Source organism: Thiocystis violacea, from assembly GCF_016583565.1.
Lineage (GTDB): Bacteria > Pseudomonadota > Gammaproteobacteria > Chromatiales > Chromatiaceae > Thiorhodococcus > Thiorhodococcus violaceus_A.
In genome coordinates this window covers 60055-80435 of the sequence record NZ_NRRF01000006.1, presented here as the reverse complement: position 1 = coordinate 80435, position 20381 = coordinate 60055, and the positions used below count along the sequence as shown (strand labels likewise).

At 67.1% G+C, this 20381-nt stretch carries 16 protein-coding genes; 13 read left to right on the top strand and 3 right to left on the bottom strand.

From position 1 onward, the window contains the following. The first annotated feature begins 192 nt into the window (after nt 1-192). Entirely contained in the window at nt 193-4779 is a 4587-nt protein-coding gene (locus tag CKO23_RS04195) for an EAL domain-containing protein (protein WP_200328503.1), read from the top strand. A gap of 60 nt (nt 4780-4839) precedes the next feature. Next, nucleotides 4840-6732 (top strand): nitric oxide reductase activation protein NorD, encoded by a 1893-nt coding sequence (locus CKO23_RS04190; protein ID WP_200328502.1) that lies wholly within the window; start codon nt 4840-4842, stop codon nt 6730-6732. A 1-nt stretch (nt 6733) separates the two neighbouring features. Here the strand turns inward: CKO23_RS04190 and CKO23_RS04185 are convergent, their stop codons facing one another. After that, on the bottom strand, nt 6734-7075 hold the full coding sequence (locus tag CKO23_RS04185; RefSeq protein ID WP_200328501.1) for a hypothetical protein: 342 nt from the start codon (nt 7073-7075) through the stop codon (nt 6734-6736). Between the two features lie 241 nt (nt 7076-7316). Between CKO23_RS04185 and CKO23_RS04180 the strand changes: the two genes are divergently transcribed. The 3 genes from CKO23_RS04180 to CKO23_RS04170 all read left to right on the top strand — a co-directional run bounded on the left by CKO23_RS04180 (nt 7317) and on the right by CKO23_RS04170 (nt 9391). Next, on the top strand, nt 7317-8075 hold the full coding sequence (locus CKO23_RS04180; RefSeq protein WP_200328500.1) for an MlaC/ttg2D family ABC transporter substrate-binding protein: 759 nt from the start codon (nt 7317-7319) through the stop codon (nt 8073-8075). Nucleotides 8076-8150: 75 nt separating this feature from the next. Then, nucleotides 8151-8693: a retropepsin-like aspartic protease family protein gene (locus tag CKO23_RS04175; protein ID WP_200328499.1), complete on the top strand. Its 543-nt coding sequence runs from the start codon at nt 8151-8153 to the stop codon at nt 8691-8693. 191 nt (nt 8694-8884) lie between these two features. Then, on the top strand, nt 8885-9391 hold the full coding sequence (locus CKO23_RS04170) for a retropepsin-like aspartic protease family protein (RefSeq protein ID WP_200328498.1): 507 nt from the start codon (nt 8885-8887) through the stop codon (nt 9389-9391). Here CKO23_RS04170 and CKO23_RS04165 read toward each other — a convergent pair. Further along, a complete protein-coding gene (locus CKO23_RS04165; protein ID WP_200328497.1) occupies nt 9381-10685 on the bottom strand; it encodes a DUF3422 family protein in 1305 nt (434 codons plus the stop codon). The two genes, CKO23_RS04170 and CKO23_RS04165, sit on opposite strands and share 11 nt — an antisense overlap. Before the next feature lie 463 nt (nt 10686-11148). On the opposite strand from CKO23_RS04165, the gene CKO23_RS04160 reads away from it, so the two are divergent. Together CKO23_RS04160 and CKO23_RS04155 are read left to right on the top strand one after the other, a co-directional pair. Next, nucleotides 11149-12567, top strand: a complete 1419-nt coding sequence (locus CKO23_RS04160) for an SUMF1/EgtB/PvdO family nonheme iron enzyme (RefSeq protein ID WP_200328496.1) — start codon at nt 11149-11151, stop codon at nt 12565-12567. Then, nucleotides 12551-13489 carry a PfkB family carbohydrate kinase gene (locus tag CKO23_RS04155; protein WP_207168421.1) on the top strand — a complete coding sequence of 313 codons (939 nt, stop codon included), beginning with the start codon at nt 12551-12553 and terminating at the stop codon, nt 13487-13489. Before CKO23_RS04160 ends, CKO23_RS04155 begins: the two co-directional genes overlap by 17 nt. Nucleotides 13490-13513: 24 nt before the next feature. Here the strand turns inward: CKO23_RS04155 and CKO23_RS04150 are convergent, their stop codons facing one another. Then, nucleotides 13514-14554, bottom strand: coding sequence for an NADP(H)-dependent aldo-keto reductase (locus CKO23_RS04150; RefSeq protein ID WP_200328495.1), 1041 nt, complete (start codon nt 14552-14554; stop codon nt 13514-13516). A gap of 218 nt (nt 14555-14772) precedes the next feature. On the opposite strand from CKO23_RS04150, the gene CKO23_RS04145 reads away from it, so the two are divergent. The 6 genes from CKO23_RS04145 to trpD all read left to right on the top strand — a co-directional run bounded on the left by CKO23_RS04145 (nt 14773) and on the right by trpD (nt 20271). After that, entirely contained in the window at nt 14773-15438 is a 666-nt protein-coding gene (locus tag CKO23_RS04145; protein WP_200328494.1) for an energy-coupling factor ABC transporter permease, read from the top strand. 196 nt (nt 15439-15634) lie between these two features. After that, on the top strand, nt 15635-16327 hold the full coding sequence (gene rpe / locus CKO23_RS04140; protein WP_200328493.1) for a ribulose-phosphate 3-epimerase: 693 nt from the start codon (nt 15635-15637) through the stop codon (nt 16325-16327). A gap of 30 nt (nt 16328-16357) precedes the next feature. Continuing rightward, nucleotides 16358-17032, top strand: a complete 675-nt coding sequence (locus CKO23_RS04135; protein ID WP_200328492.1) for a phosphoglycolate phosphatase — start codon at nt 16358-16360, stop codon at nt 17030-17032. A 119-nt stretch (nt 17033-17151) separates the two neighbouring features. Then, on the top strand, nt 17152-18651 hold the full coding sequence (gene trpE, locus CKO23_RS04130; RefSeq protein WP_200328491.1) for an anthranilate synthase component I: 1500 nt from the start codon (nt 17152-17154) through the stop codon (nt 18649-18651). A gap of 2 nt (nt 18652-18653) precedes the next feature. Beyond that, entirely contained in the window at nt 18654-19235 is a 582-nt protein-coding gene (locus tag CKO23_RS04125; RefSeq protein ID WP_200328490.1) for an anthranilate synthase component II, read from the top strand. A 1-nt stretch (nt 19236) separates the two neighbouring features. Next, nucleotides 19237-20271 (top strand): anthranilate phosphoribosyltransferase, encoded by a 1035-nt coding sequence (gene trpD / locus CKO23_RS04120; protein ID WP_200328489.1) that lies wholly within the window; start codon nt 19237-19239, stop codon nt 20269-20271. The last annotated feature ends 110 nt before the right edge of the window (nt 20272-20381 follow it).

Genomic DNA, 20381 nt, shown 5'->3' with positions numbered 1-20381 from the left:
GATGACGAGCGGGAGACGCGCTGTCGATCGCCCGCCTCCCCTGCTTGGGCGGGGCCTTCCCCCCCTGCTCGGGCGAGCGGGCGCTTGAGAATGAAGGACCCGGAAAACGCGTTTTCCGGTTGTGAGCGGGTCGACTGCCACGCGGGCAGGCGATCGGCGCCTCGATAGGGACATTCCACGGGACTCACCAACATGCATACCTCCTCCTCTCCGTCGGTCGCCGCCACACTGGGGCGCATCAGTCTGCTGACCAGCCTGATCTCCCTGCTGCTGGCCGTTCCGAGCGCACTCGCCGTCTGGTCCATGGTCGCTGACCCGCTCCTCAGTGCCCTGCTTCTGGCGGGCGTGCTGGTGGTGGTGCCGGCGTTGGCTGGGTGGCTCGTGGCTCGGCGCTCGGGCGGCCTGCTTGCGGGCTTGCCCAGGGCGCCTGCCGAGGACCTGTCCCGGCCGCCGCTGGACGGTGCCGACGGCGCTGAGCGTCTGGCTGGCGAGGCGCGCGCGCAGGCGCCAGTGGCTGGTCCGCCCCAGGGGGCCGTCCAGGCCGGTTTCGGCGGGAGTCAGCTCCTCGCCGACATCAGTCACGAGGTGCACACCCAGCTCAACGGTGTCCTGGGGATGAGCGAGATGCTGCTGGGCACGGATCTCACGCCGGAGCAGAGGCGTTTCACCGCGGTCTTGATGCGTTCGAGCCGTCTGCTTCAGGGCGCACTCGAGGATATCCTCGACATCTCCCAGATCGAATCTGGCCGGATGCGCCTTGAGGAGACCGAGCTCGATCTGGTCGAACGGGTGGAAGAGGTGCTGGACCTCTACGCCGAGCGCGCCCAAGCCAAGGGGCTGGAACTGACGGGCGATCTCGCCCTCGACCTGCCCGATCGCGTGCGCGGGGATCGCGCCCGGATCGGCCAGGCGCTCGGCGTTTTGCTGGCGAACCTGCTCAAGCGCGCGGACGGTGGCGAGTTGATCGTCCGCGGTCGTCTGCGCGCGCGTGAGATCGACCGGGCAGAGATCCGGCTCGAGGTCGTGGCGTCTCGGGTCGACAGGGTCTCCGTGATCTACGACCAGGATCTGGAAGCCTTCGCACGGACCGGCGAACAGGGGGCATCGGGTGCCGAGACCGACGCGCGGGGGCTGGGGTTGGCCAAGGCGCTGGTCGGGCTCATGGGCGGCTCGACAGGGATCGAGATGGACGGCGAGCACGGGATGTGCCTGTGGCTCTCGCTGCCGCTCGCCGTCACCCGATGGGATGCGCCAGCGCCGGCGCGCGCGGCTCAGCTGGCTGGCCTGCGGGTGCTGCTTGCCGTCCCGCGTGAGCATTGCCGCGGGGTGCTTGCCGGCTACCTGGGCGGGGCGGGCGCGCAGGTGGTCGCCTGTGCCAGCATGGACGCGCTCGAGATCGCCTTGCGGGAGGCCCGCTCGCTTGGCGCGGCCTTTGACCTCCTGGTGCTGGATCCGGAGCTGCCGGGCGTCGAGCGCCTGATCGCGCGCTCGCGAGGGCGGGGCGATCCGGCGTTAGGAGAGGTTCGCCCGGTGCTCCTGATCCCCGTGCGTCCGGGGTGGGAGTCCGAGCGGATCGCCGGCATCCGCCCCGCGGACTATCTCACCAAGCCAGTTCGCCGCGACCTCTTGATCCAGTGCCTGGCGCGCCTCTCGGGTCGCGCGCCCGCGCCAGGGGAAGGGGAGGAAGCGCCCGCTGCCCCAGCTGTGGAGCGGCGCCTGGCCTTGGGGCTGAAGGTGCTGGTGGCCGATGACAACGCGGCCAATCAAGACACGGTCAGGGCCATGCTGGAGGTGTTGGGCTGCACGTCTCGGATCGTCTTCGACGGTCAGGCGGCCATCGACGCCTTCCTGGCCGAGCCCTTCGACCTCGTTCTCATGGACTGCAAGATGCCCACCGTCGATGGCTACGAGGCGACCCGACGCATCCGGCTGAAGACGTCCGCGGAGCCCGGGCGGCAGGTGCCCATCATCGCCTTGACGGCGCACGCCATGGAAGGCGATCAGGAGCGCTGCGAGGCCGCTGGCATGGACGACTATCTCACCAAGCCCCTGTCGCTCAACGCGCTGCGCGCAACCCTCATGCGCTGGGCGCGTGAGCGTGGCTTGGGCTCGCTCGGCGCGGCCGAGGCTGACGACGAAACCGATCTGGACCGGCTTTCCAGCCTCGGCAAGCAGCCTCCCACCGAGGCCTTGAGGCTCGATGGTCTCGACGCGCTCCAGATCCTGGATCCGCAGCCCCTGGGGCAGGTCGAGGCCATCAACCCAGAGACCGGACGGGCGCTGACCGCGCGGTTGCTTCACAGCTTTCTCGATTCGGCGCCCGGCCTGGTGGCCAGGATGCGCGAGGGCCTCGCGGCCGGCCGGCCGCAGCAGATCGCCGAGTCGGCGCATTCGCTGCGCTCGGCCGCCAGGATCCTGGGCGCGACCCGCATGAGCACCTTCTGTGGCCGTCTCGAGCAGTTCTCCGCGGCTGGCTGCACCTATTTTCCGCCCGATGATCTCCTGGCCTTGCTGGAGCGGATCCACGGCGAGACCAGCGCGGCCGTCCAGGCGCGTCTCGGCGACGCGCGGGGGCCGTCCGGCAGCCAGGTGTCCAGCCCCCTGGAGGCGGCGCAGCCGAGCGCAACCGGCCTGGGCCAAGCCCCCGAGCAGCTGCCCCTGTTGCGCGACGGCCCGCTGATCCTGGTGATCGATGCCGATCCCGGCATCCACGCCGTGGCGCAGGCGGTGCTCGAGCGTGCGGGCCTGCGTTTCGCCGGGGTCCGTGATGGTCAGGGGGCGTTGGAAGCCGTCCGGTTCCAGCGTCCGGACCTGATCGTGCTCGACGTCGTGATGCCGGACATGGACGGCTATGAGATCTGTAAACGCTTGCGCCGCCTGCCTGGCCTGGAGCTGATTCCCCTCCTGGTGATGACGGGTCAGGAGGACACGACCGCCATCGAGCACGCCTACGAGTCCGGCGCAACGGACTTCCATGCCAAGCCGGTGAACTGGCATCTGCTGACGCACCGCATCCGCTATCTGCTGCGCGCTCATGCCACCCTGGACGCGCTGCATCGCAGCGAGGCGCGCAACAGCGCCTTGATCGCCGCCATCCCGGACGCCTTGATGCGGCTGGATCGGCGGGGGCGCGTGCTCCAGCAGAAGTCGGCGGATCTCCTCAGGCAGATCACCGGGCGTGAGGATGAGCCTGTCGCGGATCTCTCCGACCTGCTGCCGGAGTCGCTCCGCGCGCTCATTCTCAAGGAGCTCGAGGGCACCTTGGCCGAGCATGGGGTGCGCGAGCTCGAGCTTGAGCTGGCGGACGCCCAGGGTGAACCGCTCCTCTTCGATGCCCGTCTCATCGCGATCGACGAGAACCAGGTCATTCTGCTGCTGCGGGACATGACCGAGCGCCGTCGCCGTCAGCGCGTGATCCATCAACTGGCCTATCAGGACAGCCTCACCGGGCTCGCCAACCGCCAGCAGTTCAATCAAGACCTGGCCGCGGCGCTCACGCGCGCGCGGCGGCGCGAGGACCGGCTCGCGCTCCTCTATCTGGACCTCGACCAGTTCAAACGCATCAACGATTCGCTCGGTCACGGGGTTGGCGATGAGCTGCTGCGCGAGGCCGCGCGGCGTCTGCAGGTCGCGGTGGACGACGCCACCGCGGGCGACAGGGTGCGTGGCGCGGGGATCGCCAACACGGTCGCCCGCCTGGGTGGCGACGAGCTGACCGTGATCCTCAAGGGGAAGGGTGCGGAGCGCGCGGCGGGCCGCGTTGCGGAGCATATCCTGGCGCGGTTCCGTGAGCCTTTCCACTGCCAGGGGCGGATCATCGTCTGCACGGTGTCGATCGGGATCGCGCTCACCCCGCAGGATGGCGAATCCGCCGAGACCCTCCTGAAGCACGCGGATACGGCGCTTTATGCCGCCAAACTGGCGGGCCGGGACACCTTCCGCTTCTTCACCGCCACCATGGGCGAGATCGCCTCGCACAGGCTGGACATCGAGGCTGGCCTGCGTCGCGCGCTCGAACACGGCGAGCTGCGGCTGCACTACCAGCCCGTGATCGACCTTGCCTCCGGCGAGACCCTCAGGCTGGAGGCCCTGGTGCGCTGGCAGCACCCCGAGCTTGGCTTGCTCGAGCCGGCCGCCTTCATCCGCGTGGCGGAGGAGTCCGGGATGATTCTGCCCCTGGGAACCTGGGTGATCGATGAATTGGGGCGTCAGGTGGCGGCCTGGTCCACCGCGGGTGAGCCGCCCGCCGTCTCGCTGAACCTCTCGGACGTTCAGTTCAGCGATCTGGGCCTGGTCGAGCAGCTGCTCGCGCTCGCCGCCGAGCTGCCGCCGCGAACGATCGAGCTGGAGATCACGGAGAGCCTGCTGCTGGCCCGCGATCCACGTCTCATCGACACCTTGACCACCCTCAGAAAGCGCGGCGTGAGTGTGGCGATCAACAACTTTGGCACTGGCTATTCGTCGCTCTCGCTGCTCAAGCATCTGCCGATCGATACCCTAAAGATCGATCAGAGCTTCATCCGTGAGATCGGGCAGGAGTCGGCGAGCGATCTGCTGGTCAGCACCATCATCGCACTGGGGCATGGGCTCGGGTTGCAGGTCGTCGCCGAGGGCGTGGAGACCCAGGAGCAGCTGGATTTTCTGCGGCGCGAGGGGTGCCCGGCCGCCCAGGGCTACTTCTTCGCGTCGCCGGTCGCCCCCGCGGGGCTTCAGATGCTTTCCGGTGAACAACAGACCGGCGGTTCCGATCCCGTCGGGCGGGAAACGCCCGCGCGATGAGTCGTGTGTGCAGCGCTGGGGCGCTGTCGCGCCGTCGCCCAGCGTGCGGCAGTCAGGCGCATGCGAAGCAAGGCTAATCGCACCGACGCCATGGATCTCGACGACGAGCAGGGCCAGATGCCAGCGCTTCAGGACGCCACCGACTGTGCCGTGCATCGCCAGGAGCGACTGACAGGGGTGGTCCTGGACGATTGTGTCGGCGTCCTGGAGCGCTTCCTTTGCGGTCTCAACGGCCGTCCCCTCAGGATCGCGGTCGCCGAGCAGGTCTATACGGACACCGAGACGCTGTTCCTGCCGCCGGTGATCGATCGGCTTGCGGATCGGGCCTCCAATTTCCGTCTCTACAAGGCCATGGCTGTGCACCTCTGGGCGCAGAGCTGGTATGGAACCTGGCGCGGCGGCTGGCTGATCGAGGCCAGCGACCAGGGACGGCTGGCGGCTGGCGAGCTGGCGCGTCTGCACGCACTCGAGACGCGGCGTCTGGATGCCTGTCTTCAACGGGACTTCCCGGGTCTGCACCGCGACATGCTGGGGCTCAGGGGCGAGTTGGATGATCAGCCCGACCTCTGGTGCGCGCCCGCGGATGCGCTGCGACAGCCCTCCGCCACGGTGCGCGACAGCCTGCGCCTGCTCGACGTCTGTCGTGGTGCGCCTCCTGTCTGCTGCTACGCCGGTGTCCTCCAGCCCGCAGCGGTCGGCGCTCGCATGCGGCGGCGGGTTGCGCAGGAGCGCGACGACTTCCGCGTCGCCCTGGCTCGGCTGGTCGAGGATCAGGACGGGCGTTCTCCCGCGGCCGGGGAGAGGGACGCCGAGACGCTCCAGGAGAGGCGCGAGCGGCTTGCCGTGCGGCGCAAGGAGGACCTCGCGGGGGTGAATGGCGTTGGCTACGACCTGCTGCTGGACGGTCGTGCGATTGCGCCTCCGGCCGATCGGGTTTCGATCATGGAGCGCATCATCCAGGATCAGGGCGAGATCCCGCCGGATGATCTGATCGCGGCCGGTCCGGGCCTCTATCGCCCGCGCCCGGCGGAGCCGGCAAGAGACCCCCGCGCCGTCCGGGCCGGGACTGACCGCGAAGATGGCGCCTTTCTCTACGACGAATGGGATTTCAGTCGCCAGCATCATCGCAAGGGTTGGTGTGTGCTGCGCGAGCATGAGGTCGAGCCGGATGATCCGGACTTCTACCCTCAGACCCTCGGGCGCTACGCCGGGCTGATCAAATCCGTGCGTCGCACCTTCGAGGTGCTGCGCGGCGAGGATCGGCGCCTGAAGCGCCAGCAGGACGGCGAGGACGTCGACATCGACGCCCTGGTCGATGCCTACGCGGACGTGCGTGCCGGGCTGGAGATGAGCGATCGGCTCTTCACCCGCTCGCACAGGGACGAGCGCGACATCGCGGTCGCCTTAATGGTCGACATGTCCGGCTCGACCAGGGGCTGGATCAACTGCGCCGAGCGCGAGGCGCTGATCCTGCTCGCCGAGGCGCTCGACACCCTGGGCGAGCGCTTCGCCATCTACGGTTTCTCGGGCTGGGGGCGCAAGCGCTGCGAGGTCTATGCCGTGAAGCGCTTCGACGCGCCCTATGACGACGCCACCAAGGCGCGGATCTGCGGGATCGCGCCGCGCGACTACACGCGCATGGGTGCGCCCATCCGTCACCTGACCCGATTGCTTGCGGAGCAAGTGGCGCGCACGCGCCTGCTGATCACGCTCTCGGATGGCAAGCCGGACGACTATGACCTCCAGTACCGCGGCGCCTATGGCATCGAGGATACGCGCCAGGCACTCTTCGAGGCGCGTCTCGCCGGCATCCACCCCTTCTGCATCACCATCGACGCGGAGGGCGCGGATTACCTGCCTCATCTCTACGGATCGGCCAATTACACGGTGATTGCGGATGTGGCCAGTCTGCCGCTCAAGGTCTCGGACATCTATCGGCGCCTGACCGCGTGATTCAGATGACCTCCAGGGCGCGCACCAGCGCCAGGATGTCCGGCTCTTGCTCCAAGGCGCCCTCCCAGATGCGATAGCGGCGAATCTCCGGTGGTGAGCCGACGCTGAGCGTGGCGACGAAGCCCGTCGTCCCCTCGGGCGCGGGGTGCTCGCGTGGCGCGCCCAGGGTGTCGATGAGGGCCTGTAGATTGCTGCACGCCACCTCGTTCAGCTGGCCTTGGCGGGGTGTATGGCTCGTATGGTCGCCGCAGTCGATTCGGTAGGCCCCGGCCGAATCGACGCTGATGTCGAGCATGTAGTCGTCTTGTCCGACGACGCGGTAATGCAGGGGTGTGAGTGACATCTGTCTTGCTGCCTCCGTCCGGATGAGCGTCGCTGCCTGTCGTCATGAGTATAGTGGTCAGCGATCATCCGGCGTTCAGGCGATTCCTGGCCTCTGACATGCGCGGACCTTCGAGCATGGGGCAGGCAGGGGTTCGCGGAGCGGGCGTTACGCCCCGCGCTTGCGGCTTGCTTTTCGCCTGGGTGGTTGGCAACCTCGCGACACCGTTCGTTCGGTATACCAATAAGCTTGGAGGAATTCGATGAAGTCTCGTGCGACCCTGTCTCTGATCCTGTGCGCCGCCGTGGTGGCGCCCTTGTCTGCTGAACCCTATGGCTTTGGTCCTCCCTCGGGGCCTGGGTATTCCGGCCCGATGGGCGCGCCCTGGGGGGCGGAGCGGATGCCGCCCGGCATGCCGTCTTGGGGACCGTCCTCCGGGCCAGCACCATCGGCGGAGTCCGCGGCGCCGGTGTCGCCAGCCGCTGAGTCCGGCGCCGCGGGGCTGTCCGCGCAGGCCATGAATCCGGCGCTCCAGGCCAGTACCCAGCTCAAGGCGGGAATGGATAAGCTGCTCGGGTTCCTCGGGCAGGACGAGCGTCCCAACAACCTGCAGGTCGCCGCCTTCCTGGACCGCGAGATCGCCCCTTACTTCGACTTCGACTATATGGCGCAGTGGGTCGCCGGACCGGCCTATGCCGGCATGAGGCCGGAGGAGAAAAAGGCGCTCGCGGGGCAGTTGGAGGTGAATTTCCTCGAGACGCTTGCGCGCAATCTTGCCGGCTACGATGGCCAGCAGATCAAGATGCTGCCGCCGCGGCGTGGGGCGCGCGGCGCGGTCAACATCAATGTCGTCGTGATGCAGGCGGGTACCTATCCGACTCGGCTGGAGTTCCGCATGTCCGACTCCGGCAGCGGTTGGAAGGTCTATGACGTCGCGGCCAACGGCCAGAGCGCCGCGTCCTACTACCGCCAGGAGTTCCAGCGCACGGCCCGGCAGCAGCTGGGCTATGTGCCGCGTTGATCCAGTCCCGCTCATGAGCGTCCAGCGCCCTCGCTGGGCGCTCTGGTGCGCTGGGATCCTGCGGTTTCCATCAAGATGACCGAATCCCCGCCCAGCCGGGACGATCTCCCGTCGCGGATCGGTCGGGCGATGCTTTTCGGCGCCTGGATCGTCGGTTTGGCATTGCTGGCGATGTTCTTCGAGCGGCTGTTCGAGCGTCAGGAGAACCCCAATCCGACTCCCGCGCTGTCACAGGGCGCCGACGGGGTGCCGCAGGTCGTGCTGGAGCGCAACCGGGCCGGCCACTTCGTGGCGACCGGCTCGATCAATGGCGTGCCGGTGCGCTTCCTCGTCGATACCGGTGCCACCGACGTGGCGCTCCCGCTGCCGCTGGCCCGGCGACTTGAGCTGCCGTTGCGTCCGGGCGGGATGTCCAACACCGCCAACGGTACCGTGCGGACCTGGAGCACCCAGCTCGACCGCGTCGAGCTGGGCGGGCTGGTCGCGCGGCAGGTGCGGGCGAGCGTGCTGCCCAACATGCCAGGGGACGATGTGCTGCTCGGCATGAGCTATCTGAGACATCTGGAGATGATCCAGCGCGGCAATACCCTCATCCTCCGCCCGCATGAGGGTGTTTGATGGCCCTTGGCCAGGTCCATGACCTCGTCAGTCGTGGGGTTTCCGGGTAACCTTCGGTCGTCATCGCAGATCCTGACCCCCTGTCCTGAGGGCGGCGAGCGTGCCTCCAACCATCGCGGTATTCGCTGCTTTCTGGTCGTCGTGGCTCGGTCATGCTCTGCGCGGGAAGAACCAGAGATCGAGGATTGAAGATGTCTTGGCTGAGACAGTATCGCGGGTTGATCCTTCTATCCACATGCGGCGTGGCCGTCGCCGTCCTCTTGAGCCAGACGGGCACGCGCGGCAATCCCAACCCCCATCCCGTCGCCTATCTTGGGGACGCGGGCATTCCGCAGGTCGTCCTCAAGCAGAACCAGGTCAGTCAGTATGTGACGACGGGCCGCATCAATGGCGAGGCGGTGGAATTCCTGGTGGATACCGGTTCCGCCGACGTCGCCATGCCCTATCGCGTGGCGCAGAAGCTCGCGCTGCGCCTGAACCCCGGCGGCGTCAGCAAGACCGGTAACGGCAACGTCCAGAGCTGGTCGGCGTGGCTGGATAGCGTGGACGTGGGCGGTCTCGAGGCGAGGCAGGTCAAGGCCACGGTGCTGCCGAACATGCACGGCGATCAGGTTCTGCTCGGCATGTCCTATCTCAAGTACATGGAGGTCGTCCTGGCCGCCGGCGAACTGACCCTGCGCCCGCTGGTTATTCCTTGACGCCCTCCGACTTTAGCAGGCGTGCCTTCATGCGCCGGATGCCGAGCCAGGCGATACCGACCACGAGCGGCGCGGCCAATCCCGTGCCATAGCTGGCGTCGATCGGGATACCGTGTGCCTCGAGCCCCTTCAGCAAGTAGCCGATGAGACCGACACCGTAGTAGCCGATGGCGATGACGGAGAGGCCCTCGACCGTCTCCTGCAGTCTGAGCTGAATCTTGGCGCGCTGGTTCATCGACTCCAGCAACCCGCGATTCTGTCGCTGCAGCTCGACCTCGACCCTGGCCCGCAGCAGGCTGGTCAGACGCGCCGCGCGCTCGGCGAGGTCGCGCTGACGATGCGAGGTCGAATCACAGGTGGCGATCGCCGGGGCCAGTCGCGCGTCGAGGAATTCGGTGAAGGTCTGCAGCCCCTCGATGCGACGCTGGCGCAGCTGATCGAGTCGTTGCACGACGACGCCGTAGTAGGCCTTGGATGCCTCGAAGCGGTAGCTGGTGCGCGCGGCGACCGTCTCGATCTCGGCGGCGAGTGCGGTCAGCTCGGCAAGGAGCGCCTTCTCCGCGTCGGATTCGGCGCGCTCCTCGCTGGACATCGTGGTCGCGACCACAACCAGACGGCTGTCCGCCTTGCTCAGGATGCGATTGGCCTCGCGCGCGGGGGGCAGGCCCAGCAGGGCCATGGCGCGGTAGGAGTTGACCTCCAGGACGCGCTTGGCCAGGCGGCCGGCCTGATTGTTCGCCAGCCCCTGATCGCGCAACAGGATGCGCGAGAAACCGTCGCTGTGGATGCGCAGATCCGACCAGGCGCGCGCGGCGCCACCCACCACCTCGGAGCCGATGACGACGTGGCCGGCGAAGAGTTCGCTGAGTTCTTCCGGCGAGCGTTCGGGTGTGTCCCGCGGTTCGAGCGCGAGCGAGACCGCGGAGACGACCTCGCCTGGCAGACTGGCGAGCCACTCCTCCGGCAGCTCGCGCAACACGGGGTAGGCGAAGGGGTGGACGAAGCGCCCGTGCTTGCTGAAGGTATAGGTGACGAACTCCGTGTGGCGCTCCCACAGCAGGCGGATGTCGCCGAGTTCCGCCCGGTAGTGTTGGTCGACCTTCTCCGGGGCGGGCAGCCCAAAATGCTCGAGCAGCAGTCGCAAGTGTTGCAGGTTGCGGCCGCTGCCGCGCTCCCCGGAGACGGCGGTGATGTGGGAGATCCGCTCGGGCGCGCACAGTGGCTCATAGGTGCGCGCGTGCAGCTCTGCAACGGCCTGATGGCGTAGGGGGTGTTCCTTGAATGGCACTGGCATCTCGTTAGAGGCTCCTGGAAACGGCTGGTTGCGAACTTTAGCCTGAATGCGAACTGTCGCTGAATGTGAACTCTAGTCTGAAAGGGTGACGTCCCAAAGACCGTGCCCGGCGCGCTGACCGCTCGATTCATCGAGTCGTCGAGTCGCTGCAACCCGGTGGACGGCGTCGGCATGGCGTGTTTAAGTAGCCGCTCGGCGCGTCGCCAGGGATGGGTGTCATGCGAGCGGCTTCACCCCCTTCCGAACGATTGGTCTTGGCGCCCTGGTGCGCGAGGGCGGAAAATGGCCTGCCATGCCGCTCTTTTGCCCGATTGGACTGCGGTGAGGCGAAAATCGTGCTTCAAAAATGCACCGGATGCCATCAGCGTCTGCGGAAGAGGTCTCGGTGCAGCCGATCGAATCCGTGTAGAACATCCGTGCCGGCAAAGACTGTGCCGAGCGACCACCATCGGTGATGCCTAAGATGGCCGAACAAATCGACTCGCAAACACATTACGACGACGAGTCCGAGTCCTTGCGCAAGACGCTGGAGCAGATGCGCAGGGAGGCGGAAGAAGAGGTCATGCGCCTGAGCACCAGGTTGGCCGAGCGGGACTTCGCGCCCGACAGCTCGGTCGCGTCGGCCACCGAGCGGCTGGCGCTGCAGCAGGAGATGACCATGCTGCAGCAGACCCTGGAGGCCAAGGAGCAGGCGCTCGATCACATCACGGAAGAATGCCGCCGGCTGGAAGACGAACTCGAAGACCAGAATATCGCCTACGACAGCCTCAAGCAGGAGATCGAGCGCAAGGAGAAATCCCTCAAGGCGGCGCATTCGGAAGTCGATCGGTTGCGCCAGGAGCTGGTCGAGGCGAAACGCGCGCGGGAGGCTCCGCCCGTCCAGCCGCCCGAGCCCGTCATCATCCGGGAGAAGCCCAAGATCCCGCCCCACCTGTTGGTCGCGGGGGCCGTTGTGCTCTTCGTCCTGCTTTCACTGGCAACGGTGACGCTCATCTATTCCATGTGGGACCGCATCGGCCTGTCCTTGCCTGGGCTGACCCCGAGGGCCGAGCTGCTGCCGAGCGAGCCTCTCGACGCGATCGTCTCCGCGGAGCCGGCTGGGGAGCCGACCGAGGAGGCACCCGCGCTGGCCCCCGATCGCGCCGCCAGCGCGCCGCCGCGCATCTATCAAGACCGGCTGCGCAGCGGCGGCCCCGGCCCCGCCATGGTGGTGCTCGAGGGTGGTGTCTTCGAGATGGGGTACAACAGCCTCTCGGGTCAGGACTTCAGTCCGGCCCACCGTGTCAGCCTGCGCCCCTTCATGATTGGTGTCCATGAGGTCACCTTTCAGGAGTACGACAGATTCGCGCGCGCGACCGGCCGCTCACCGCCGGAGGATTATGGCTGGGGGCGGGGCTCGCGCCCCGTCATCGGCGTGACCTGGGAGGATGCGCGGGCCTACACCCGCTGGCTCTCGGAGCAGACCGACCGTCGTTATCGGCTGCCGAGCGAGGCGGAATGGGAGCTCGCCGCCCGCGCTGGCACGCAGAGCTCGTTCTGGTGGGGCTATGAGTTGGAACCGGATCGAGCCGCCTGCTTCGACTGCGGTACCCAGTGGGACAACCGCTCGACCGCGCCGGTCAAGAGCTTTCCCGCCAATCCCTACGGCCTCTACGATACGGCCGGCAATGCCATGGAATGGGTCGCCGATTGCTACACGGCCAGCTATCAGGGTGCCCCGAGCGATGGCTCGGCCCGACTCGACGGCGACTGCATGACGCGCGTCGCGCGCGGCGGTGCCTTCAACAAACCATCCTCCTCCATGCGCTCCTACGTCCGCGCCCGCTTCGTGCCCGAGACCGAGCTCAACATGCTGGGATTCCGGGTTGCTCGGGATTCCTGATCTCCCGCCCGACTTTCGTCACTCCGCAGTCAGCCGAATCCTCGGCGTCGGCATTGCAACCCTAGACCTGATCAACGAGGTCGATTCCTACCCCGCTGAAGACGCCGAGGTGCGTGCATTGGCTCAGCGCCGGGTCCGTGGCGGCAATGTGACCAACAGCCTGGCCGTGCTGGCGCAGCTCGGGCATCGATGCGCCTGGCTCGGGACCCTGGCCGAGGATGCCGGCAGTCGCCACATCCTGGAGGATCTCGCTCGCCATGGCGTCGATGCCGCGGGTGCGATTCGCGTCCCGGGCGGGACCACGCCGACCTCCTACATCGCCCTCAGTCGCGCGACCGGAAGTCGCACCATCGTGCATTTCCGTGATCTCCCCGAGCTGGATGCGGCTGCGTTCGAGCGTTTTCCCCTGGCCGGGATCCAGTGGATCCATTTCGAGGGCCGCCATCCGACGGAGACGGCGCGGATGATCGCCAGCGCGCGGTGCGGGTGCCCAGGGGCTGTCGTGTCCATCGAGCTGGAGAAGCCGCGCCCTGGGATCGAGGCGCTCTTCGAGGGGCCTCACCTCATTCTGGCCGGCCGGTCCTTCGCGGAGGCGAGCGGCTTCGCACGCCCCGGGGCCTTTCTGGCGCACCTCTATGCACGGACGGATGCGGGTCTCTGTGTCCTCGGTTGGGGCGCCGAGGGGGCGTATTACCTGGTGCGGGGCGGCACTGTCCAGCATGCGCCGGCGCATCCGCCGGCTCGGGTCATCGACACCCTGGGGGCGGGCGATTGCCTCAATGCCGGTGTCATCGACGGGCTGGCGCGGGGTTTGTCGCACGGCGAGGCGATTGCTCGCGCGGTTCGCCTGGCGGGCTTCAAGTGCGGACGCCGCGGAATCGATGGGCTGATTGCAGCGGCGTCCGCCGCTGCCGTGCTCTAGGCGCCTGTCCGACGCGGCGGTCTCTCAAGGCGCCGGGTTGGGCTGTCTGGTGTGAATCGCCTCGATCTCGGCGAGCACGGCCTCGTCCAGGGTGAGGTCGATGCTGGCGAGGTTGGCGTCCAGCTGCGCCAGGGTGGTGGCCCCGATGATGTTGGAGGTCGTGAAGGGGCGGCTCGTCACCCAGGCGAGCGCCATCTGCGCGGGATCCAGGTCGTGGCGCCTGGCCAGTGCGACGTAGTCGGCGGTCGCGCGCTCGGCCTGCGGATTCGAGTAGCGGCTGAAGCGTTCAAAGCGCGTGACGCGCGCGCCGGCCGGTCGCTGGCCGTTCAGGTATTTCCCGGAGAGGACACCAAACGCCAGGGGCGAGTAGGCCAAGAGCCCGCAGGCTTCCCGGATGGCGACCTCCGCGAGCCCGATCTCGAAGCTGCGGTTGAGCAGGTTGTAGGGATTCTGGATGCTGGCCATGCGCGCCAGGCCCTGGGTCTCGGCAAGCGCCAGGAAGCGCATCAGTCCCCAGGGGGTCTCGTTGGAGACGCCGATCTGGCGGATCTTGCCCGCCTTGACCAGGTCGTCCAGGACCCGCAGCGTTTCGAGTAGGGGGACGCTGTCATCCGCATCGCTGGACGTGAAGCCGAGTTTGCCGAAGAAGTTGGTCTCGCGGTCCGGCCAATGGAGTTGATAGAGGTCGATCCACTCCGTTTGTAAGCGCCGCAGACTGTCGTCCAGGGCGGCCTCGATATTGCGCCGGTCGAGCCGTGCCTCGACGCCGCGGATGTGGGGCAGCCAATCTCCAGGGCCGGCGACCTTAGTCGCCAGCACCACCTGGTCGCGGCATCCACGGGCCTTGAGCCAGGTGCCGATATAGGTCTCGGTCAAGCCCTGGGTCTGCGCACACGGCGGAACCGGATACATCTCGGCCGTGTCGATGAAGTTGATGCCTGCCTCGCGCGCGCGATCCAGCTGGGCGTGGGCGTCCGACTCGGTATTCTGCTCGCCGAAGGTCATGGTGCCGAGGCCGAGTGCGCTGACTTGGATGTCGGAGCGGCCGAGCCTTCTGTAATGCATGTTGGTTCTCCATCCTGCGGGTTCGCCGGCTGATTGCCCCGCCCGCGGTCTTGCGGTTTCGGATGCCCGCGCCCGCTGGCCGGGAAGTCCGCGCAGCCCCGTCCTTGGGCCGAGGCCGAAATGGCGCGGGCGGCTCCGTTGAGCTTGGGTGCGCGTTGCCCCAATTCTACCCACTGCGGCCTGGTCGTGAGAGGGGCGTGGTTCATGCGAGGTCTCAGATGACGGTCGATGCCAATTTGCTCTCGCCCAGTCTGCTCTGGGCGATGGGCGTCCTCTTCGTGCTGGGGTTGTCGCTGGCACTGCGGTTGGCGCCCTGGCGCAAGCTCAAGGATCAGGAGCAGTCTCATGTCTTCCTCGGCGCCACGGTGGTGGTGCTCCTGCTGTGGCACCTGGATACCCAAGTGCAGCCCGGCCTGTCGTATCACCTCCTGGGGGTCACGGCGATCACCCTCATGTTCGGCTGGTCCCTGGCCGTCATCGCGGCCGCGTTGGCGCTCGTTGGGGTCACGCTGAACGGTGGCGGCAGTTGGGAGGGCTTCGCGGTGAACGCGCTCCTCGCCGGCATGATGCCCATCACCCTGACGCAGGTGGCGCTGATTCTGATCCGCTGGTATCTGCCCAAGCAGTTCTTCGTCTACGTCCTCATCAACGGCTTCGTGACCGCGGGGCTGGTGGCGGCGCTCTCCGCCTACTGTGCGATCGGTTCGTTGGTTCTGAGCGGGGCCTACAGCTATGCGGACATGGGTGAGACGGTCATCCCCTTCTTTCCGCTCATGTTCATGCCCGAGGCCTTTCTCAACGGCTGGGTGCTGGTCGTGCTGGTCGTCTTCAAGCCGCGGTGGGTCTACTCCTTCAGCGACGAGCAGTACCTGAAGGGCAAGTGAGGCGCGAGCCCAGTTCTCCGCGGCTGAGGCTGGTCGAGGCGTTGGAGCCCGCTCTGCGACTGCCGGGTTCGCCGTGGAGTGAAAATCTCCCTCGCATGGGTTAGAGTTGCGGGCTTTGGCCTGCCCCACACCTAAAACCAAACCCTGACTAGCCCCGGCTCCCGCGCGGCACCGAGGCTTGCGGAGGACACGACTCATGGCGGTTGATCTCATTGCACCTTCGATTTTGTCGGCTGATTTCGCCAAGCTCGGGCAGGAGGTGGACAGCGTGCTCGCCGCCGGCGCCGACATTGTCCATTTCGATGTCATGGACAACCACTATGTGCCCAATCTCACCATCGGGCCGCTGGTGTGCGAGGCGCTGCGCAAGCATGGCGTGACCGCGCCCATCGACGTGCACCTCATGGTCAAGCCGGTGGACCGCATCATTCCCGACTTCGCCGCCGCCGGCGCGACCTACATCACCTTCCACCCGGAGGCGAGCGAGCACGTCGACCGCACCCTGCAGCTCATCCGCGGCGAGGGTTGCAAGGCCGGCCTGGTCTTCAATCCCGCCACGCCCCTGAGCTATCTGGACTATGTCTTGGAGAAGGTCGACATGATCCTGCTGATGTCGGTGAATCCGGGCTTTGGCGGCCAGAGTTTCATCCCCTCGGCGCTCGACAAGCTGCGCGAGGTGCGCGAGATCATCGACGACTCGGGGCTCGACATCCGCCTGGAGGTCGACGGTGGTGTGAAGGTGGACAACATCGCCGAGATCAAGGCCGCGGGCGCGGATACCTTCGTGTCGGGCTCCGGCATCTTCGGCAAGGGCAAGGACACGGATCCCAACCGCTACGACAGCATCATCGCGCAGATGCGCGCGGCGCTCGGCCGCGTCGGTCGCTGAGTGTCGGATCGAGAGCGGGAGCTGTATCGAATGTTTCGGCCAAAGATGATCCTCTGTGACCTGGATGGGACGCTGGTGGACAGCGTCCCCGACCTCGCCTATTGCGTCGATGCCATGATGGCGCGACTGGGCCTGCCGTTGCGCGGCGAGGCGGCTGTGCGCGACTGGGTCGGCAATGGCGTGGAGCGTTTGGTGCGGCGCGCCTTGATCGGGCAGCTGGACGGCGAGCCGGATGAGGTGCTCTATCAGCGCGCCTATCCGGTCTTCCTGGAGCTCTACGCGGCCAACACCTACAACCGCTCGGTCCTCTATCCCGGGGTGCGGGAGGGGATCGACTTCATGAAGTCGGCCGGCTATGCGCTGGGCTGCATTACCAACAAGGCAGCGCGTTTTACGGAGCCCCTGCTGGAGCACATGGGGCTCGCCGACGATTTCGGGATCGTGGTGAGCGGCGACACCCTGCCGCGCAAGAAGCCGGATCCGCTGCCCTTGATGCATGCCGCCGGGCATTTCGGCGCGGCGCCCGAGGATGCCCTCATGATCGGCGATTCGGTCAGCGACGTGTCCGCCGCGCGGGCCGCCGGCTTCGCGATCATCTGCACCAGCTACGGCTACAATCACGGCCAGGATATCCGCGACTCCAACCCGGACGCGGTGATCGATTCCCTGGCCGAGCTGCGGGGCCTCTTGGCGCCACAGGCATGAGCGAGGGGCGAGGACGGGGCACGATGCAGACGCATTCCATGCGCGCAATGACAGGGCGGCGATGGCGACGCTGAAGCGTCTCGGCCACCCCCTTTGCTGATTCCTGCCCGGAGATCCTCATGACCCCCAAGACCTTTCGTGCCCTGGCCGATCAGGGCCACAACCGCATTCCGATCGCCTGCGAGGTGCTGGCGGACCTCGAAACGCCGCTCAGTGTCTATCTCAAGCTTGCGAAGGGGCCATACTCCTATCTCTTTGAATCCGTGCAGGGCGGCGAGAAGTGGGGCCGCTATTCCATCATCGGTCTGCCCTGCCGCACCCTCATCAAGATCACCGGCGATCAGATTCGGGTCGAGCGCGACGGCCGCCTGATCGAGGAGGTCGAGAGCCCGGACCCGCTGTCCTGGATCGAGGCCTATCAGGCCCGCTTCCGGGTCGCCGAACTCGGCGATCTGCCGCGTTTCACGGGCGGGCTGGTCGGCTATTTCGGCTATGACACCATCCGCTATATCGAACCCAAGCTGGCCACCTGCCCCAATCCCGATCAGCTGGGCACGCCGGATATCCTGCTCATGGAGTCCGATGAGGTGGTCGTCTTCGACAACCTCAGCGGGCGCATGTACATCATCCTGCACCTGGATCCGACCGCTGGCGATACCCTGGAGGCGGGCGAGGCGCGCATCGCCGAGCTGAACGCGCGCATGCGCCAGAGCACGCCGAACGGCAGCGGTGGATCGGATCGCCAGGTGACGGAGGCGGACTTCGTCTCCGGTTTCACGGAGGCGGGCTTCAAGGCGGCCGTCGAGCGAATCAAGGCGTACATCCTGGAGGGCGACTGCATGCAGGTCGTGCTCTCGCAACGGCTCTCCATCCCCTTTCAGGCGCCGCCGCTCGACCTCTATCGCGCGCTGCGTGGGCTCAATCCGTCGCCCTATATGTACTTCCTGGATCTCGGCGACTTCCAGATCGTCGGCTCCTCACCCGAGATCCTCACCCGACTGGAAGACGGGGTCATCACGGTCCGACCCATCGCGGGCACACGGCCGCGCGGCGCTACCGAGGAAGAAGACCAGGCGCTCGAGGCGGAGCTGCTGGCGGACCCCAAGGAGCTGGCCGAGCATCTGATGCTGATCGATCTGGGTCGCAACGATGCCGGTCGCGTCGCCGAGATCGGCAGCGTGCGCTTGACCGATCGCATGATCGTCGAGCGTTACTCCCACGTCATGCACATCGTCTCCAACGTCGTCGGCCAGCTCAAGGAGGGCATGAGCGCCATCGACGTCCTGCGCGCGACCTTCCCGGCGGGCACCGTCTCGGGCGCGCCCAAGATCCGCGCCATGGAGATCATCGACGAGCTGGAGCCCGTCAAGCGCGGCATCTATTCGGGCGCCGTCGGCTATCTCTCCTGGAACGGCAACATGGACACCGCCATCGCCATCCGAACCGCAGTCATCCAGGATGGCATGCTGCATATCCAGGCGGGGGCGGGCATCGTCGCCGACTCGCAGCCGCAGATGGAGTGGCAGGAGACCATGAACAAGGGGCGCGCCGTCTTTCGTGCCGTGACGGCGGCCGAGGTCGGGATCGATCGCTATGGCTGCGGGCTGAAGAGGGTCTGACCATGCTGCTCATGATCGACAACTATGATTCCTTCACCTACAACCTGGTCCAGTATTTCGGTGAGCTGGGCGCCGAGGTCAAGGTCGTGCGCAACGACGAGCTGAGTGTCGAGGAGGTCGTTGCGCTCGCGCCCGCGCGCCTCGTCATCTCTCCCGGACCCTGCACGCCGAGCGAGGCGGGGATCTCGGTGCCGCTGATCCGGGCCATGGCCGGCCGCGTGCCGATTCTGGGCGTCTGTCTCGGGCACCAGTCCATCGGGCAGGCCTTCGGCGGCGACATCATCAAGGCGCCGGCCGTCATGCACGGCAAGACCTCGCCCGTCCATCATCGCGACCAAGGCGTCTTCAGCGGTCTGGGCAATCCCTTCGAGGCGACGCGCTATCACTCGCTGGTGATCGACCAGGCGACCCTGCCGGATTGCCTCGAGGTGACCGCCTGGACGCAAACCGCGGAGGGGGAGTGCGAGGCCATCATGGGCGTGCGGCATCGTGAGATGCCCATTCAGGGCGTGCAGTTCCATCCGGAGTCCATCCTGACCCAGCATGGCCACGCCCTGCTTCGGAACTTCCTGGAGGACCGCTGACATGGAACTCAAAGACGCGATCGGGCGCTGCATCGAGCGCCAGGATCTCACCGGCGCGGAGATGGCGATCGTCATGCGCACCATCATGACGGGTGGCGCGACGCCGGCGCAGATCGCGGGCTTCTTGGTCGGTCTGCGCATGAAGGGGGAGACGGTTGCGGAAATCGCCGCAGCCGCGCAGGTCATGCGCGAGTTGGCGACCGGCGTCGATATCTCGGGGCTGGACTATGCGGTCGACATCGTCGGCACCGGCGGCGATTCCTCGGGGACCTTCAATGTCTCCACGACCAGCATGTTCGTGGCCGCCGCCGCGGGCTGTCATGTCGCCAAGCACGGCAATCGCTCCGTCTCCAGCAAGTCGGGTGCCGCCGATGTCCTGGAGGCCGCCGGCGTGCGCCTGGATCTCTCGCCGGATCAGGTGGCGCGCTGCGTGCGCGAGGTGGGCGTCGGCTTCATGTTCGCGCCAGGGCACCACAGCGCCATGAAGCACGCCGTCGGCCCGCGCCGTGAGCTGGGTGTGCGCACGCTCTTCAATGTCTTGGGGCCGCTGACCAATCCGGCCGCTGTCCCGAACCAGCTCTTGGGCGTCTTCAGCGCGGACCTGCTCGTGCCCTTGGCCGAGGTGCTGCAGCGGCTGGGCAGCCGTCATGTCCTGGTCGTCCACGCGCGCGACGGTCTGGATGAGATCAGCATCGCCGAGACCACGGATGTGGCCGAGCTCAAGGGTGGCGAGATTCATCGCTACAGCATCCGGCCGGAGGACTTCGGCCTGCGGCGTGCCGGGCTGGATCAGATTCGCGTCAAGGATCCAGCCGAGAGCCTGGCGATGCTGCGCGGCGTCCTCGAGGGCCGCTCCGGGCCGGCCCGGGACATCGTCCAGCTCAATGCGGGGGCCGCCATCTATGCCGCGGGCCGCGCAGACTCGCTCGCCGATGGTCTGTCCTTGGCGGCCGAGGCTGTCGCGAGCGGCGAGGCGCTGAAGCGGCTGGAGCGACTGGTGACGCTGACGGCGAGTTTCGCGCCATCCCAGCACTGAAAATCCCGCTCATCCTCTCTGCGCAGGGATCAGTCAGCACACCAGCTCCGACTCCATTGAGCGGACATCCCCCCGCGAGCGCCTACTCACCTGACACCTGACACCTGACA